The organism is Actinomadura sp. NBRC 104412 (assembly GCF_030269515.1).
Classification (GTDB): domain Bacteria; phylum Actinomycetota; class Actinomycetes; order Streptosporangiales; family Streptosporangiaceae; genus Spirillospora.
Genome location: NZ_BSTM01000026.1, coordinates 57829 through 74450, shown reverse-complemented (window position 1 = coordinate 74450; position 16622 = coordinate 57829). Strand labels below are relative to the sequence as shown.

General features: G+C 68.3%; 13 protein-coding genes. 7 read left to right on the top strand and 6 right to left on the bottom strand.

Annotation, left to right across the window (positions count from 1 at the left end; all coding sequences use genetic code 11):
• The first annotated feature begins 428 nt into the window (after nucleotides 1–428).
• Together QSK21_RS27335 and QSK21_RS27330 are read left to right on the top strand one after the other, a co-directional pair.
• On the top strand, nucleotides 429–701 hold the full coding sequence (locus QSK21_RS27335) for a hypothetical protein (RefSeq protein WP_285700080.1): 273 nt from the start codon (nucleotides 429–431) through the stop codon (nucleotides 699–701).
• Nucleotides 702–814: 113 nt separating this feature from the next.
• Nucleotides 815–2197 carry a DUF2786 domain-containing protein gene (locus QSK21_RS27330; RefSeq protein ID WP_285700078.1) on the top strand — a complete coding sequence of 461 codons (1383 nt, stop codon included), beginning with the start codon at nucleotides 815–817 and terminating at the stop codon, nucleotides 2195–2197.
• Nucleotides 2198–2254: 57 nt separating this feature from the next.
• On the opposite strand, the gene QSK21_RS27325 is transcribed toward QSK21_RS27330, so the two are convergent.
• Together QSK21_RS27325 and QSK21_RS27320 are read right to left on the bottom strand one after the other, a co-directional pair.
• Nucleotides 2255–2467, bottom strand: coding sequence for a helix-turn-helix domain-containing protein (locus QSK21_RS27325; protein WP_285700076.1), 213 nt, complete (start codon nucleotides 2465–2467; stop codon nucleotides 2255–2257).
• Between the two features lie 804 nt (nucleotides 2468–3271).
• Complete coding sequence (locus tag QSK21_RS27320) at nucleotides 3272–4231, bottom strand: class II glutamine amidotransferase (RefSeq protein WP_285700073.1); 960 nt, start codon at nucleotides 4229–4231, stop codon at nucleotides 3272–3274.
• Between the two features lie 1197 nt (nucleotides 4232–5428).
• Between QSK21_RS27320 and QSK21_RS27315 the strand changes: the two genes are divergently transcribed.
• Entirely contained in the window at nucleotides 5429–6595 is a 1167-nt protein-coding gene (locus QSK21_RS27315) for a hypothetical protein (RefSeq protein WP_285700071.1), read from the top strand.
• A gap of 82 nt (nucleotides 6596–6677) precedes the next feature.
• Here the strand turns inward: QSK21_RS27315 and QSK21_RS27310 are convergent, their stop codons facing one another.
• Nucleotides 6678–7454, bottom strand: a complete 777-nt coding sequence (locus tag QSK21_RS27310) for a hypothetical protein (protein WP_285700069.1) — start codon at nucleotides 7452–7454, stop codon at nucleotides 6678–6680.
• A gap of 53 nt (nucleotides 7455–7507) precedes the next feature.
• On the opposite strand from QSK21_RS27310, the gene QSK21_RS27305 reads away from it, so the two are divergent.
• From QSK21_RS27305 to QSK21_RS27295, 3 genes are all read left to right on the top strand, one after another.
• On the top strand, nucleotides 7508–8512 hold the full coding sequence (locus QSK21_RS27305) for an aldo/keto reductase (protein WP_285700068.1): 1005 nt from the start codon (nucleotides 7508–7510) through the stop codon (nucleotides 8510–8512).
• A 436-nt stretch (nucleotides 8513–8948) separates the two neighbouring features.
• Complete coding sequence (locus tag QSK21_RS27300) at nucleotides 8949–10232, top strand: citrate synthase (protein ID WP_285700066.1); 1284 nt, start codon at nucleotides 8949–8951, stop codon at nucleotides 10230–10232.
• Nucleotides 10233–10538: 306 nt separating this feature from the next.
• Entirely contained in the window at nucleotides 10539–11459 is a 921-nt protein-coding gene (locus tag QSK21_RS27295; protein ID WP_285700064.1) for a hypothetical protein, read from the top strand.
• Between the two features lie 416 nt (nucleotides 11460–11875).
• Here QSK21_RS27295 and QSK21_RS27290 read toward each other — a convergent pair whose 3' ends face one another.
• The 3 genes from QSK21_RS27290 to QSK21_RS27280 form a co-directional block, all read right to left on the bottom strand.
• Nucleotides 11876–13246 (bottom strand): MFS transporter, encoded by a 1371-nt coding sequence (locus QSK21_RS27290; RefSeq protein ID WP_285700063.1) that lies wholly within the window; start codon nucleotides 13244–13246, stop codon nucleotides 11876–11878.
• 863 nt (nucleotides 13247–14109) lie between these two features.
• Nucleotides 14110–14811 carry a response regulator gene (locus QSK21_RS27285; protein ID WP_285700061.1) on the bottom strand — a complete coding sequence of 234 codons (702 nt, stop codon included), beginning with the start codon at nucleotides 14809–14811 and terminating at the stop codon, nucleotides 14110–14112.
• Nucleotides 14808–15197 carry a sensor histidine kinase gene (locus QSK21_RS27280; RefSeq protein WP_285700059.1) on the bottom strand — a complete coding sequence of 130 codons (390 nt, stop codon included), beginning with the start codon at nucleotides 15195–15197 and terminating at the stop codon, nucleotides 14808–14810. Before QSK21_RS27280 ends, QSK21_RS27285 begins: the two co-directional genes overlap by 4 nt.
• Nucleotides 15198–15642: 445 nt before the next feature.
• Here QSK21_RS27280 and QSK21_RS27275 point away from each other — a divergent pair, with 445 nt between their 5' ends.
• Nucleotides 15643–16620 carry an ABC transporter ATP-binding protein gene (locus QSK21_RS27275; RefSeq protein ID WP_285700058.1) on the top strand — a complete coding sequence of 326 codons (978 nt, stop codon included), beginning with the start codon at nucleotides 15643–15645 and terminating at the stop codon, nucleotides 16618–16620.
• Nucleotides 16621–16622: the final 2 nt, after the last annotated feature.

Below are 16622 nucleotides of genomic sequence, written 5' to 3'. Positions count from 1 at the left end.
GGACTCCTCGATCCGGCCCATTTCCCGCTACGCGAAAGGCCATTCCGCCTCCCGCCCACGGTCGCCCCGGTGGAATGGATCATCGCCTGGACGGAAGGGCGAATTGAGCGTAGGTTACCCACCGGCCGTCCACGGACACGGCGGGGTACGGGTCCTCCCGCTCCGCTCGCGAGCGTGGTCGCGGACGACAGGCCAGACCACGCCCGTTCCAGCGCACCCCGACCTCCACGCACCCACAGTGACGAACGTGCCCCGTACGGCCCCCGAAACCGCCCCTTGGCACGCCGTGACGCTACGACCCCGGACGACTCCGAATAGTGATCAATCCGAGACCTGCCCTCATTGCACCGCCCAAGGATCGGGCGCAAGCTACCTCACATATCCGGAAAACCCCGCTAACGACCCCCATCGTCGACAGGACGCGGCCCATGTTCGAGATCTGGGAGACGAGCGAGCCGGCCCGGCTCATCAGCGACGCCCACAGCCTCAAGGTCGCGCTGGAGAAGGTCGACACGATGTGCCGGCTCCGCCATGACCAGGCGGTCGCGCACGTCGGCGGGGCGGTGTCCGAGGAGGGCTACCACTTCGAGATCCGCGACCGGCACGGGAAGGCGCTGGCCCGCCTGACCTACGTCCCCGACACCTCCCGCGCCTACCAGAGCGTCGTGGTCGAGGAGCTTCACGGGGACGAGCCCACCTGATCCATGTCCTCCGACCCCGTTTGCGGCGCGCGCGCCGGACGGGGCGTGGCAGGATGCCGGAAGGCTCGTGGAACGGAGGTGTCGTGGGGGAGTCCCCTTGGTGGACAGGCTTCGTGAGGAAGAAGAGGCCGTTCCCCGATGGGAACGGCTCCACGCCTTCCCGCGGCGCCCCGCCTCCCCCTGAAGAGCCGCATCGTTCCTACAGAGCCGCCGCACGCCCACCTGAGGACCTTCTGACCGAAGCGCTGCGGCTGCGTTCGGCTCGTTCGGCGCATCCAGAGGGTTCGGCGCAGTGGCGGCCCGAGGTCTTGGAGTCCTGCATCGCCGCTCTGGCCTCCGATCCGCGAACCGGCCCCGCCCTCATGGCCCGCCTGGAACGGGGGGTGACGGTCGCCTGGGAGCGTGGCTGGCAGCCTGCGGACCTCGTCCGGTACGTCGCGCGTCGCCTTGCCTCACCTCACCAGCGCTTGGCCGTGGACGCCATCGCCTCGGAAATGCGCGCGTACCCCCCGTCCACCGTGGACGACCACTGGCGCAGCCAGCTCGCCGCCATCGGCGCCAAGGTGTGGTGGCAAGGCCCCTACCCCCTGGACGGACCACGCCACGGCGAACGCACCGAAGCCGCCCGCCTCATCATCTGCGCCCTCGAACTGCTCGAACTGCTGCTCGCGCTGCCACGACTCGTCCCGATCGGGCCGCGGCCCGGGACCGCCAACGCGGCTGACGCGGCGCACGCGAGAACGGGAGCGGGTACGGGGGTGCGGGCGCTCGGCCGTCCGCCCCTGGGGCAGGTGGACGAACGCATGCTCGGCAAGGTCCGGGCGCTGCTGGCCAAGGCGGAGTCGACCGAGTTCCCCGAGGAGGCCGAAGCGCTCAGTGCCCGCGCCCAGGAACTGATGGCGCGGCACAGCATCGACCATGCGCTGCTGGACGCCGAATCGGGAACCGGCTCGGAACCCGCCGGCCGCCGCATACCCGTGGAGAACCCTTACGACGGCCCCAAAGCGGCTCTGCTCACCGTGGTCGCCGACGCGAACCGGTGCCGGGCCGTCTGGCACCGGGAACTCGGCTTCTCCACGGTTCTGGGCTTCCCCGCCGATCTCACGGCGGTCGAGATGCTGTTCACCTCGCTGCTGGTCCAGGGAACGACCGCGATGGTCCACGCGGGCACCCGCCGGGACGCGGCGGGCAGGTCACGCACCCGCTCGTTCCGTCACGCGTTCCTCAACGCCTACGCCGCCCGCATCGGCGAGCGGCTTCGCGAAGCGGCCGACCGCGCGGCCGCCGACACCGCCGGACGCGACGCCCTGCTGCCCGTCCTGGCCGCACGCGACCAGGCCGTCGACGACGCCGTCGCGGCGATGTTCCCCAACCTCGTCCAGGGCCGCACCCGTTCGGTCACCAACCACGAGGGCTGGGCCGCCGGGCGCGCGGCGGCCGACATGGCCAGCCTCAGCGCGCGTTCCGAAGTGGCGGGACGTCAGGGACCGCCCTGACCGCCACCGCGGCGCGGCGACCGCGTTCCCCCTGGGAGCTGGGGGGAACACGCCTTGTCAGCTCCTCCGCCGGCGGGTGTTGCCACCTCGCCCGCGCAGCGGAACGCCCGCTTCCTTGAGAACGTTGTAGATGAATCCGTACGACCGGCCGGTCTCGGCGGCCAGGTCCCGGATGCTTTCACCTGCGGCGTACCGGGGGGCGAGCTCCGCCGCCAGCCGCGTGCGTTCGGCACCGGTCACACGAGTGCCCCTCGCCAGAGTGCGGGCCACGAGTACCTCCTGACTCCCATGCGCGAGCTGAACCAGGCCGGCCACGGTGGGCCGACGAGATCATTTCCGCAGCTCACGGCACTGTTGATCTACCCAACGTACACAATCCCCGAAAATCCGCCCGCAATGCCGCGCGAAACGACACAAGACCGGCCACTGGTGGTCTTTTCCATGGCCAACGGCGTGTCGTTACCCGACACCCCGTCCCCTTGCCGCTCGCGGGCGACCATCGCCCCCGCCCTGTGCGGCGCGCGGCTCCACCCCCACGGCTCCCACCGGAACCACTGTTCGCGGCTCCGCGTTCGCCCTGGTCGCGGCGCCGTCCCGAGCCCCGTCCGGGCTTTACCGGACGGTTGCCACGGGCGGACCGGGGATCGTCCGGGGCCGCTCTGGCGGGACTTCCGGCAGCGGGCAATCCTCTTGAACCGCATCGCCCCCTCGACATCTCGTCGGACGCCCACCTTGGGCGGCCCTTCGCGGCGGCCCTCCTCGGGACCACCGCATGGGGACGGCGGCCGAAGCAGCACGTGTGACCGCACCGGCGGGAGGGCCGAGATCCCCCCGGCTCCTGTCGAGGCTCCAGTACCGGACACGTTCACACCTCAGATACGTTCGCCGCCCCCTACCCAGATGACGTCCCTGCCTGTCCAATTCGTTCCAAGGCGGAAGCCGATGACTGCCCAGGTGACAGCCACAACTGGCCACGGAACACACCAATCCCCCTACGGCAAGCGCTGTGCGTCCAAGGGGAAAGGGCGTTCGGGACGCCCTTGCGCGCCGACGGCGTACCGGCACATCCCTCGCCTAGGAATCGGTGACCATCGACCTGCCGTCCGGAAGGCCGATCGTGCCGGGCGTGAAGGTCACCTGCCCCTCCGGCAGCGTTACGGGGGAGAGCGGCGGCCGCGGCGACGCGGGGATGAGCTTGTGCGGGGTGGGCGCGACCCCCTGGGACGCGGCCTCGCGCAACGACAGATCGGCGCGGCTCAGGGGGTGCCGCAGAGGACCGAAAGGGAAGAGCGACGTCTCCTCCAGCCCGTCCACGATCAGCAGCTCCCCCGGGTCCAGGAGGCGCCAGCCGGGGTGGTCGTCCATCGGCTCGCTCGCGACGACCACAGCGGGCACCGCGGCTCTTCCGTTCGCCTCCTCCCCCGGACCGCTCATCCCGCCCTTGCCAGGGGACAGCACCCATAGCTCGTTCGATGCCGGGTAACGCAGGGCCCAGAGCCGTCCCGACTCGGCCAGGAGCAGGTTGAGGGAGAACACCGGCAGGCTGGCACCGATGCGCCGCACCGCCTCCACGATCCCCTCCGTGGTGTCGCCACGCTTACGGATTTCGGCGGTGAGGTAGGCGAACACTGCCTCGGAATCGGTCTCCCCGGCCACATGGGCGCATTCGAGCTCGGTCAGCCAGGAGAGCAGCTCCTGCCGTCCCTTCACCACCCCGTTGTGGGCGAACAGCCGGTCGCTCATCACGAACGGGTGGCAGTTGTGGACGGTCAGCCCGCCCACGGACGCATCCCGGACGTGGGCCACGAACGTATGGGAGACCACGTTGCCGGCATGCAGGGCGAAGTCGGGACTCTCGAACGCGGCGAGCGGCGCGCGGTCGCGAACCGGCTCATGCCCCAGCGAGAACCAGCCGAGCCCGGCGCCATGCGGCATCCGGTGGCTCTGCACGCGCAGGCTGCGGGGCGCGTCCATGAGCCAGTGGGACGCCTGGACACGGGGGCCGCCCGTACTCATACCGAACAGTCGGCACATGCCATCACCTTTCTCATCTCACCGTGATTGCATGCCGTCTCCGGCCCCGAAGCCACGAACCCGACGGCGCCGGCGCCGTAGAGCGTCCACTACCGACTGTTGGCCACGGGACCGCACGTCGTCCGCCGCACGGTCGCTCCCGGGTGAGCGCCACCGAGTCCCGCCGCACCCCATCACCCCCGTCGGCAGTGGCCCCTCCGTATGCGAGCCAGAGCATGGCACTGCAGAAATAACTGCGGGTGACAGGGACCTTACCTAGTGCGTTCACCTCCTGTCCGCCGCTTCCCAACAACCGCCAGAGCCACCTGCGCCCAAAACGCCGCCCACCAGCAAGACGCCAGGTCGCCCCACTTAACAAGCGACACCACACGCAACCCTCACACCCGAGAAGGACCCCAGCCATCCGCGGATCGCCGACCGTCAGACCCCGGCCTCCACATCACTCCCCGGTACAGGCCCAACCACCACCACGTCCTCCATCAACCCACAACGCCCACGCACAAGAACCAGCAAGCCCAACACCATCAGCGTCACGATCCCCCCAGACCGTCCCAACGCCCCCGCCACCAAGGCCGTACGGATCGTCCGGCTGATTGGTCAAGCCGACCGCCCCGGCCGCCGGCCCTCAGAACCCGGCATCCACATCGCTCTCCGACACGGCCCCGACCACCAACGGAGCCTCAGCCGACCCCCTGAACCACGACCGTCCACATAAGAACCGACAGCCCCAAAACCATCAGCATCATGCCCCCCGCAGATGTCCCGATGACCCCGCCACCAAGGGTCATGTGGATGGTGCAGGGGAGACCCGGCTGATTGATCGAACTGGTCACTCCGGTCGCTGGCCGCCAGGACCGGTTTCCATGGCACTCCCCGGCACGGGTCCGACCAGCATCGGATCCTCGCCCTCTGCCAAGCCAGGACCAGCGATGTAGCGGCAGTGCCCGTTGCTCAGAGTCACCAGCAATGCCCACGAAAGCACCGCGAGGGGATGACTCGGGGAAGTGTGAGCCAACCCGTACCCGGCAGGGCTCCCCTGATCAGTCTCGCCCAAGGTGATGCGGGCCGAGGGTGATGGCGGGGCGCGCCGCGACATGAGATGAGTGTGACCAAATGTCAACGCTCCGTAGCCAGACTGGCTATGATCGGCCACCTGAACGCTGACCACCTCGATCCCCCGGGGCGAAGATGAACCGCTTGCTGGCAGACCCGAGACGCACCGGCGCGATCGGCGAGTTGGTGCGCTGCGCATGTGGGCTGCTGGGCTGTGTGGCCATGGTCGGCGCCACCTCGTTCGGCCTGGCCGTTCCCGCGAACGCCGAAAGCCACCCCCATCCGCCCAGAAGCATCCCGCCCGAGTGCCGCACCGCCCTGCGGACAGGCGACAGGCAGGCGTGGTGGGAATGCCGTGAGGCGTGGCGGGCGATGCGGGAGAAGCACCACCGTGCCTATCTGGAGCGCCATTTCAAGAAGCGGCCTCCCAAGAAGGCGAACCGGATCCCTCCGCCTCCTGCCTCACCCAAGACAGCGAAGCGGACCCCGCCACGGCCCGTGGTGCCGCTCTCCCCCGTTCCCACCCCCCTCCCCCCATCACCGACGCCCACGCAGACCCTGGTCAGGGAGTCCGCGGAGACGACCTCGCTCCAGCCGCTGTTGTTGCTCGGGCTCCTCCTTCCGGCGGCGGCCGCCATCGGTTACCCGCTACGCCGCCGTCTCCTCGCGGTCGGCAACTCCTCCTTCTTCGTGCCCACGCCGTCACCGGCCGATCCGGGTACGGGCTTCACCTATCGACCGACCATCGACCCGTTCGCGCTTCCCGTCCTCGGCCTGACCGGACCCGGTGCCGCGGCCTCCGCTCGGGTACTCACGCTCATCGCGCTCGAAGAGTGCGGCGAGACCACGCTCGTGATCATCCCCCGGCCCGACTCCACCGCCCTGTTCGGGTTGTCGGAGGACGAGCTGCTGGACGAGACCGGCACAGCGCTGTTCATCCCCGGCAACCTCGACTCCGCGCTCGCCTACCTGGAGACCGAGCTGGCGATCCGCCGCAACACCGGAGGCTCACAGGGACGGCGCCTCCTGCTGGTGGCCGACTGCGGAACCAACACGGACCAGATCAACGAGATTCACGAGCGCCACCCCGGGGAGTTCGCCGCCATCCTGCTGGGCGACTGGCCCGGTGAGACGGCGACCGTGGACGAAGACGGTCTCGTCAACGCCTCCCCCGCCCTCGGTGACTCCCTGCCTGAACGACTCCCAGCGATGTCCCGCACCGAGGCCCGCGACCGCCTCAACGCGGCCCTTCGGCGCCATCGCTCCATGAACACCTCCCTTGTCCGCAAGTCCAGCCGCAAACGCCGCTGACCTCCCACACCTCCGTGTTCGCGTGGACAAAGCCAGGACGAGATTCAACATTCTGAGGATCTGCGGCATGCGGGGCCGACTTTCAGCTTGTCCGTGATGCGAGGGTGGATCGGGCGGTGGTGATGGCCTTCAGGGATCGGGACACGGCAAGCGCGTCGGGCGGATCCTCTGCCGTGCCGTCGAGGTAAGCGGTGCAGCGCAGCATCCAGTTGCGGAGAGCGTCCTCGTGGCGTTTCTCGTTGCGGCGGGCACGGACCAAGGCTTGCTCGCTTTGTTCGGCACGTACTCGGGTGTCGAGGTCGGCGTCGTCGGCCAGGGCGCGGACGTCGGCCAGGGCATAGCGGCCGAGCTGGTCTGCGACGAGCCCGCGTTCGGCTGCGATCCGGGCGAAGATGCCTTTGGACCAGCCCAGCACGAGGGCGGCGCCCCGTACGTCGACCCGGTCGAGGAGCGGGCCCTTGCGGGCTGCGACGACCTCGGCGACTCCGCCCGCGTCAAGCGCGTCCAGGTCACGCAGAAGGTAGATCGGGTTTCGCTGGTAGTGGCCCACGAGGGTGAGGTCGCCACGGGCCACGAGGACTTCGATGTCGGCCTTTTCGACGTCCAGGCGCAGCCGCAGGGCGAGGCGTGCCGCGGCCTTGCCGGCCCCCACCGGTGGTTCGTCTCCGAAGGCGGCCACGATCTGGGAGGCGCGGCTGCGGCACCGCCCGGCCAGTTCGGCCGTCCACCGGCCGTTGAGGTCCGGCTCGGGGATCAGCCCATGTTCCCGGGCCAGCCGCAGTTGCCAGTCGGCGACTCCGAGGTGCGAGGCGAGTTGCCGGAAGCCGATACCCGTGCGAGATTCCGTCTCCGTCCGCATGATCTACTCTCCTTGCTTGCGCGTACGAACGGCTCCAGCATCATCGGCGCACCGTGACCGCAACACTGGAATCACGTTCTGTGGATAACCCATCCGCAGCGGCGGCAAAGGTGGGGGATATGAGCGCTATACGGCGTTTGGGGATGGGATTGGCGGCCTTGGGGAGGCCCGCGTACATCAACGTGGGCCGCGTTCAAGAGCTGCCGGCACAACGCGGTGTCGACGATCTGCGCCGGGCGACCTGGGAGGTGCTGGACGCCGCCTACCTGGCGGGTCTCCGATGGGTGGACGCCGCGCGGTCATATGGGCTGTCCGAGGAATTCCTCGGTGGGTGGCTTGCCGAGCGTGGGCATCGTGACGTGACGGTGTCCAGCAAATGGGGCTACACCTACGTCGGGGATTGGCGGATGGACGCCACCGTGCACGAGGTCAAAGAGCACAGCCTTTCTCGTTTCAGAGACCAGTACGCGGAAACGCTTCGCTTCCTTGGCGAGGCACTTGCGGTCTATCAGGTGCATTCGCTCACGGTGGAAAGTCCCCTGTTCCAGGACAAGGCTTTGCAGGCCGCCCTTGCCGAAGCCGCGCAGCATGGCGTTCGCATCGGGTTCTCAACCTCCGGTCCCCGACAGGCCGACACCGTTCGCAGGGCCTTGGAGCTGGAGGTGGACGGGCAGAGGTTGTTCAGTACGGTCCAGTCCACCTGGAACGTGCTTGAGCCCTCCGTGGGGACGGCGCTTCGTGACGCGCACGAGGCCGGTGTGCACGTGTTGTTGAAGGAGGTCCTTGCCAACGGGAGGTTGGCCGTACAGCCCCTGGAGGCCGTACAGAAGGTCGCGCACAGGCACGGTGTCGGGCCGGACGCGGTCGCCCTTGCGGCCGCCTTGGACCGGCCGTGGGCTGACACGGTCCTCATCGGGGCGGTCAGTACGGGCCAGCTGCGTTCCAACCTGGCCGTACTGGACTTCGCCTTGGACGATGCCGATCGGGAGGAACTGCGCTCGCTTTCCGTACCGGCAACGCGCTACTGGGAGGAAAGGGCCGCCCTCCCCTGGATCTGAGCGGCCCTGCAGCGCCTCGCCCGAACCGAGGGATGGGTGAGGGGCCCTCAGCGCGAGGCGCCGGGAGGCAATGGTCGTCCGTCCTGCCTGTTGGCGCCGCCCTATTTCTAGGTCATGTCACACCCGCTCTAGACCACCCGGTCGGCGCAGAGGAGGGATCGGCTGGGCTGGGCTGGAGACAGGTCACCAGCGCCGCTTGCGGCGGCGTTCGGCCTGAGTTCCTCCAGCACCTCGGCGAGGCGGCTCGGCAGGCCCACTCCCCCGGCGTCGGGCCTCTGACCGCCGCCGAGCCCCCGTGTCCGGCGGGCCGTCAACCACAGGTATCCCCAGGATCAAGCTGCATGATCGCCTGGATACGATGAGGTACGGAACGTCTACGCAGGACGTAGGGGAACGTCTACGGAGGACGTGGACGGAGTTGGGAGCGAGAGAGAGTATGTCCGATTTCGAGCTCAACCACGCGAGCGGCCGGATGCCCCTCGAGGTGGCGCAGGCGACCGAGGGCCCATCCGGCCTCCGCATCGGGAACCTTCTCAAGGAGACGAACCACGTCACCCTCGATACCGGCTTCACCAACACCGCGTCCACCACATCGCAGATCACCTATATCGACGGTGAGGCGGGGATCCTGCGCTATCGGGGTTACCCGATCCACGAGCTGGCGGAGAAGTCGTCCTTCCTCGAAGTCGCCTACCTGCTCATCTATGGAGAGCTGCCCACCGCTGACCAGCTCTGGTCGTTCACCGACAGCGTCCGCAACCACACCTTGCTGGACGAAAGGTTCCGGGACTTCTTCTCGGCCTTTCCCCGTCGCGCCCACCCGATGGCGGTGCTGTCGTCGGCGGTCAGCGCGCTGTCCACCTTCTACCAGGACAGCCTGGACCCCTTCGACGAAGAGCAGGTGGACCTCTCCAGTATCAGGCTCATCGCGAAGCTTCCGACCATCGCCGCGTACGCGTACAAGACCTCCATTGGGCAGCCCCTGCTGTACCCCGACAACTCCCTTGGGTACGTCGAGAACTTTCTGCGCATGACGTTCGGGCTGCCGACCCAGCCGTACGAGGTCGACCCCGAGATCGTGCGCATCCTGGACATGCTGTTCGTCCTGCACGCCGACCACGAGCAGAACTGTTCCACTTCGACCGTACGGCTGGTCGGCTCGAGCCACGCCAACCTCTTCTCGTCCATCTCCGCGGGCGTCGACGCGCTGTTCGGCCCGCTGCACGGAGGCGCCAACCAGGCGGTCCTGGAGATGCTGGAGCGCATTCACCAGGACGGGGGCGACGTCGAGGCGTTCGTACGGCGGGTCAAAAACAAAGAGCCCGGCGTCAAGCTGATGGGCTTCGGGCACCGGGTGTACCGCAACTACGACCCGCGCGCCGCCGTGGTGAAGCAGGCGACCCGCGATGTCCTGGAAACCCTGGGGAAGACCGACCCTCTGCTGGACCTGGCCATGCGCCTGGAGGAGGTCGCCCTCAGCGACGATTACTTCATCGAGCGCAAGCTCTATCCGAACGTGGACTTCTACACCGGGGTCATCTACAAGGCGATGGGCTTCCCCACCAACGCGTTCACCGTTCTGTTCGCGCTGGGCCGGCTTCCGGGGTGGATCGCCCAGTGGCGCGAGATGATGAACGACCCGACGACGAAGATCGGGCGCCCGCGCCAGGTGTACGTAGGCCCCGGCGAGCGCCACTACGTGGACCTGGGCTCCCGCTAGGAGAAGTTCCCCGGCCTTCGTCCAGCCGGGGCGACACGCGAACCTATGAAGAGCTCCGCCCCCGCGGCGGACCCGAGGGACCGACATCAGGGTCGGAAATGGGCAATACACCCTTTCCGGCCCTGATTACTTATAGCCCGCTATTCCGATAACGCAGCCATGTCGCCTTAATCGGCTAATTATTGAGGTCGTCCGCGCCCGTCGATCACAAGTTATCCACAGAATTACGTTTGCCTTCTCTCGGTCATGTTCTCGGCCCCAAGCTTGATTCCAGCCGTCCGGCAACGGTCCGAGGAGGTTCAGCGCATGTCCGAGTCCATCAGCCTCACCGTCCCCGAGCAGACCACCTCATGCTTCGTCGTCGCGACCGATGAAGCGACCCACGACATCCCTTTGGGCGCTTTGCGCCGGTTGTCGGAACCGTTCGCGACCGCAGCCACCGAGCGGCTCGGAAGCCCCAGCCTGGCGATCACCTCGTATCCCGCGGCCCACTCCCCCTGGAGCCTCGATCACGCGGTCTCGGATCTCGACGGTGACGACCTCGACCTCGAAGATCGCCTGTTCGACGCGCGTCGGCACATCGGCGTCACCGCGGAGGTCGCGTCCACCGACCGACCCTACGGCCTGCGGCTCGCGCGAGCCGTGGCGCGCTGCGTAGCCGACCACCTCGACGCGGTCGCGGTGGACATCGCCACCGGCCAGGTCCTTTCCGAACGCACGAGCGAACACGCGCTTTTCAGGCTGGCGGACGACTGGCTCGGCGCGCGACTGCCGCCCCACAGGAACGGCGGCCGGTGCAAGGTCTCCGACGACGACATCGACGGCTGCGAATGCGTGGAGCTGACCACTTCGGGGCTGACCCGGTTCGGCCTGCCGGAGTTGCAGATGTCGCGCGTCTCGTGTGCGCACGACCTCGCCGCGCTCAACGTCCTCCGCACAACGGCCCAGCATCTGCTGCCCATGGGCAATCGGCCCGGCGGCCACACGTTCCCACGCCTGCTGCCACTCACGGGCAGCGACTTCGCGGCCTATTGGGGAGCCGGCGATCCGATGTGGTCGGATGCCCCAGTCGAGGTCCGGCTCACCCAGCTGAGTCCCCAGCTCCTGGACGTGGGTCCGCCCGAAGACTTCCCTGGGACTCTGAACGAATGGCTCTGGGACGAGCTCCCACCCGTCCTCTACGACCTGCTGAGCTGCGGCCGGGATCAGGCTTCCACCGAAACCTGAACGGCCTCACGATCACATCCCGCCAGGCCCTCCGCCCCCCAGCGCGGGCTTATAGCGCGTGCCGTGCCCGAAAGTCAGCCGAGCTGTGCCCCCCGTCTCGGACAACCCGCCCCCCACCACCAGCCATGGACCACATATCCCCACAACCACTCAAGTCCACCGATCACCGCAGCCACGGACGACACGCGAACCCGAACCGCCTACCAAGAGATCCCCACCAACGAAAGGCATCTCAGGCAGAAAAGGCGCCGCAGTCACGATCCGCACGGGCAACCGCAGGGCGCGTCAGCCAAGCCGACCGAGCATGCCTTCTCCCATAAGCCGAAAGCCAGGAGCTCGACGGGAGTGACCACCCACCGGCATTCCAGTTCAGACCGGCCACCCGCTCAATCCGAGGAAGGGAAGCCCAAAAATGATCAGGTGGCGTCGGGGACGGCATCGGCGCGCGTCCTGCGAAGATCGCTCAGGCGCTTACCGGTGAGGTCATATCTGAGGGTGCAGACGATGGAGACGGCCATGAGAAATGCGGGCGCGAGGGAACCGCCGATGACAATGGCGTCGATCGCGCTGTCCGGCTGGGAGACCGGTTCATCGGGCTCGGAGGAGATGAAACCGGCCGCGGAAAGGATCCAGCCCAGCACCAGGGCACCGAGGGCCAGCATCACGGTCTCGGTCGCGGTCCACAGCCCCGTGAACACTCCGGCGCGACGCTTACCCGAGCTCAACTCGTCGTAGATCAGGGTGTCGGCCAGCATCGAAAGTTGCAGGAGCTGCATGCCTGCGTAGCCGACGCCCATCAACATCACGCACGAGTGGGCGTAGAGCGATCCGAATGCCTGAGTGAGCCCCAACCCCATCCCGCCGACCATGAACAGGAGGCTGGAGACGACCATGCTGGCGCGCTTGTCGAATCGGCGCGACGCCCGTACCCAGGCGGGCATCAGCACCACCATCGGCCCGATCAGTGCGAGGAACAGGGTGCTGACCGCGCCGGTGTTCTCAAGGATGTAGGAGGCGAAGTACGGGGCACCCGCCAGAATGATCCCCGCGGCGAGCATCTGGAACGCGCTCAGCGCGACCAGGAGCAGGAACGGCCGGTTGCCGCTCGCGGCCGCCAGTTGGCCGCGCAGGCCGACGTGCTCGGTGTCGGACCGGCGGATCTGCGGCGCCCCGCCCGTACCGAAGAAGGTGCCCACCATCGAGACCAGGAGCACCAGGCCGATGACCACCGCCATCAGCCGGTAGCCGGCGAACGTAAGTTCACCGCCGTCGATGTTCACCAACGCGGGCGCCAACCCGCCGGAAAGGAGGATCGCCAGGCCGAGGAAGCCGATCCGCCAGGTCAGCAACGCCGACTGCTCGTGATAGTCGTCGGTCATCTCGGCGGGCATCGCCTTGTACGGCACCTCGAACAGAGCGAACGCCGTGGCGGCGAGGAAGAAACACGCACCCACGTACAGGGCGGCGGGCGCGCCCGTGACCGGACTTCCCGCAAAGGTCAGGACGAAGGCGGGCGGCAACAGGATGCCGCCGGCGAGGATCCAGGGCCTCCGCGCGCCGTGACGGGAGACCGTGCGGTCCGACAGCCGCCCGACATACGGGTTGATGAACAGATCCCACGCCTTGGGAAGGAAGACCGCCAGCCCCGCCAGTCCGGCGGGGACGCCGAGGGAGTTCGTCATGTAGTAGAGCAGCAACAACCCTGGGACGGTGTTGAAGGTACCGGTTCCGAACGAGCCGACGCCGTAGCCGACGCGCAGCGAGCGGGGCAAGGGAGGCGAAAGCATGCGCTATTAGAACCTGTTTCGGTCCGGCAGGGAAGGCCCGAAATCCTCGAGCAGCCGGCTTCGGCTATCACGCCTGCCGCCAAGCACACCTTCGCTGCCGTCGGTTTCGCGCGCAACCTCCCCCAAGCCAGCAAGATCGACACCTTCAGCAAGCCTTCGGAACGGTGCGCCTGCTCCGCGAACAGGTGGTAGGCAGCGCCGATACCGCTCAGGTTGCCGCTTCGGGCTGATGGCTCGGGGATAGCCCGATCCGGTAGAGCGTCACCGCCGCGAATCCGAGGAGCGGCCGGTTCCAGGGAGCGGGAGGCGGTTTGTGTCGATCTTCTCGGCATGGTCACGTGCCCCGGCGAGTATCCGCAGCCCGGCATCGGGCAGCCGATCGCCGAGCCGGAGGGCGAGAGCGACGGCCGCGGTGAGTTGTACACCGACGTGCCCGGCTGCGGGTAAGGCTGTCAGCCGGTTGCCGATCGCCGGTTCGCCGGGGTGAGATGGCCGAGGCTGAGCAGCGCAAGACGCGACGACACAGCCCCGCATCATTCCGCGCATCTCCGCAACCCACGTGAGACACGCTCCCAGGGCCTGTTTCAAAGTGGCGGCGATGTGGACGGTGGCCTGGTGACGGATGTCGAGCTTGGCATACCTGGTGGCGGGTGCCCGGGTGGCGTTCGAGCCGGTTGATGCGGCACTCGAGGGCGCGGGGGTCTTCTTGGCCGATGAACGCTCTACCGGAGACCTCGCTGCCTTCGGCACACGACACGCCACCACTCATCTCACTTCAAAACAGGACCTAGTCACGAACCGTTGCGCCGGGTTGGTCTGGGTGCGGTCAGGCAACGAGTTGAGGGGGCGTGTTGTGGACGGGTTCATTTCCAGTCGCGGGTGGGGGCGCTTCGGTCTCTGTTGGCACTCGGGCGTACCAGGCCGGTTTCGTACGCGACTATGACGAGCTGAGCGCGGTCTCGAGCGTGCAGTTTGGCCAGCAGGTGCCCGATATGGGTCTTTATGGTGGCGACGCTCAGGCTGAGATGGTCGGCCAGTTCGGTGTTCGACAGACCGCGGGCGACGAGGGTGAGGACCTCCCGTTCGCGGGCGGTAAGGAGGTCGAGATCGGCGGACCGTGGCCGACCGGCGTCCGGGCGGTTGGCGAACTCGGCGATGAGGCGGCGGGTGACGGTCGGGGCCAGCAATGCCTCGCCGGAGGCGACGACGCGTACGGCGGCCAGCAGATCGGCGGGAACGGTGTCCTTGAGCAGGAATCCGCTCGCGCCCGCCCGGAGTCCCGCGTACACGTAGGCGTCCAGGTCGAAGGTGGTGAGGATCAGCACCCGGATGTCGGGCATGGTGGAACAGATCCGGCGCGTGGCCTCGATGCCGTCCATGATGGGCATACGGACGTCCATCAGGATCACGTCCGGCTTCGCGACGGCGGCGAGCTCGACGGTTTCCGCGCCGTCGCCGGCCTCGCCCGCGACCTCGAAGCCGGGAGTGGTGTCGAGGAGCACGCGCAGGCTGCCGCGCAGCAGAACCTGGTCGTCGGCGATGAGGACACGGATCGGGTCGGTCACGGAGCGCTCCGGCCGTACGGCAGACGGGCCGACACCGCAAAACCGCCTTCGGGACGAGGACCCGCTGTGAGCTCCCCGCCGTACATCATCGCCCGTTCCCGCATGCCGATCAGCCCATGGCCCGGTGTGGTGGTCGGAAGGACGCGAACGCCCGGGCCATCGTCGGCCACCTCGATGCGGACATCGCCCCCGGTCGCGTCGATCTCCACCCGGCCGCGCGCGGGCGCGGCGTGCTTGACCATATTGGTCAGGGCCTCCTGGACGATCCGGTAGACGGCGAGCGCGATACCTTCGGGGAGCTCGTCGGCACGTAGCCGCAGGTCGACGTGCACGCCCGCCATTGCGGCGGCCTCCACCAGGTCTGCGATACCGGCGAGGCCAGGCATCGGGCTGAGGTCGTCCTGTGAAGGTGGCCGCGCGTCGTGGGAGGTGTTCGGTGGGTTGGCATGCTCTGGCGGGACGGTTGGAGAGGGGTAGGTGATGGCGGAACGGGTCGCAGGTTCGCCCACTCGTCGTCTCCACCGCTGCCATGGTGCGAACTTGGGCTTCTTCGGTTGGGACGGTTGTTCTGCCGGTTGTGCCTCGCCCGAACGAGCCGACATGGCTCGTTGCCCGAAAGGCTCCGCCTGCCAACTCGACTGAATCACTGGCGGGGTCGTCCACGCTCCGACGGTATCCGCCCAGGCCTTCGGGCTGCGTCCGGCCGTGGAATGTCATCCTTGGGTAGGAGATCGGGGCGGCCGGGGTGGCGGGCTCGTGCCGAGGGCGCAGGCGCGGATCACGACCGTGCTCCGATGTGCCCGCCCCCTTCTGGACGCGACCGTGGTCGGCATGATCGAAGCACGTGAGCTGGTCAAGCGCTACGGGAGGTCCCTGGCGCTCGACGGCCTGTCGTTCCAGGTACGGCCGGGGACGGTCACCGGGTTCCTCGGCCCGAACGGGGCGGGCAAGTCGACCACGATGCGGGTCGTGCTGGGACTGGACGCGCCCACGTCCGGCGAGGCGCTGGTGAACGGGCGCCGCTATCGCGAGCTCCGCCGTCCCATGCACGAGGTCGGTGCGCTGTTGGACGCGAACGCGGTGCATCCGGGGCGCAGCGCGTACGACCACCTCGGCTGGATGGCGCGCAGCAACCGGATCCCCAGCTCGCGCGTCTCGGCCGTACTGGAGCAGGTGGGACTGGCGGGCGTCGCGCGCAAGCGGGTCGGCGGGTTCTCCCTCGGGATGCGGCAGCGGCTCGGTATCGCGTCCGCGCTGTTGGGAGATCCCGGAGTGCTGATGTTCGACGAACCGGTCAACGGCCTGGACCCGGACGGTGTCCGGTGGATCCGCGAGCTGATGCGCGCCCTGGCGGCCGAGGGCCGCACGGTGCTGATCTCCAGCCATCTGATGTCGGAGATGGCGGTCACCGCGGAACGGCTGATCCTGATCGGGCGTGGCCGGCTGATCGCGGACACGTCGGTGCGGGAGCTGGCCGACCGGTTCGGGCAGGGGGTGTTCGTCCGGTCGCCGCGCGCACGGGAGCTGGCGGCGGTGCTGGTCGCCGCGGGCGCGACGGTCGAGGCCGATCCCGCCGGCGACCTTTCGGTACGGGGGCTGGACGCCGTCCGGATAGGCGAGGCGGCGGCCGCCCACGGGATCCCGCTTCACGAGGTGACGCCGCGCGGCGCCTCCCTGGAGGAGGCGTACATAAGGCTGACCGCCGACAGCGTCGAGTACCGGGCCGGAGCCTCCTCCGATGCGGCCCGGGGAACACCGTCCGTGGGTGGAGACGGCGGGGCTGGCCATGCGGGAAGGGACGTGCCGTGAAC

Bases quoted from the DNA above. Each gene is read 5' to 3' on its own strand.
- QSK21_RS27300 (WP_285700066.1), top strand. From the start codon at position 8,949: ATGTCCGATTTCGAGCTCAACCACGCGAGCGGCCGGATGCCCCTCGAG.
- QSK21_RS27280 (WP_285700059.1), bottom strand. From the start codon at position 15,197: ATGCCTGGCCTCGCCGGTATCGCAGACCTGGTGGAGGCCGCCGCAATG.
- QSK21_RS27295 (WP_285700064.1), top strand. From the start codon at position 10,539: ATGTCCGAGTCCATCAGCCTCACCGTCCCCGAGCAGACCACCTCATGC.
- QSK21_RS27290 (WP_285700063.1), bottom strand. From the start codon at position 13,246: ATGCTTTCGCCTCCCTTGCCCCGCTCGCTGCGCGTCGGCTACGGCGTC.
- QSK21_RS27320 (WP_285700073.1), bottom strand. From the start codon at position 4,231: ATGTGCCGACTGTTCGGTATGAGTACGGGCGGCCCCCGTGTCCAGGCG.
- QSK21_RS27275 (WP_285700058.1), top strand. From the start codon at position 15,643: ATGATCGAAGCACGTGAGCTGGTCAAGCGCTACGGGAGGTCCCTGGCG.
- QSK21_RS27335 (WP_285700080.1), top strand. From the start codon at position 429: ATGTTCGAGATCTGGGAGACGAGCGAGCCGGCCCGGCTCATCAGCGAC.
- QSK21_RS27310 (WP_285700069.1), bottom strand. From the start codon at position 7,454: ATGCGGACGGAGACGGAATCTCGCACGGGTATCGGCTTCCGGCAACTC.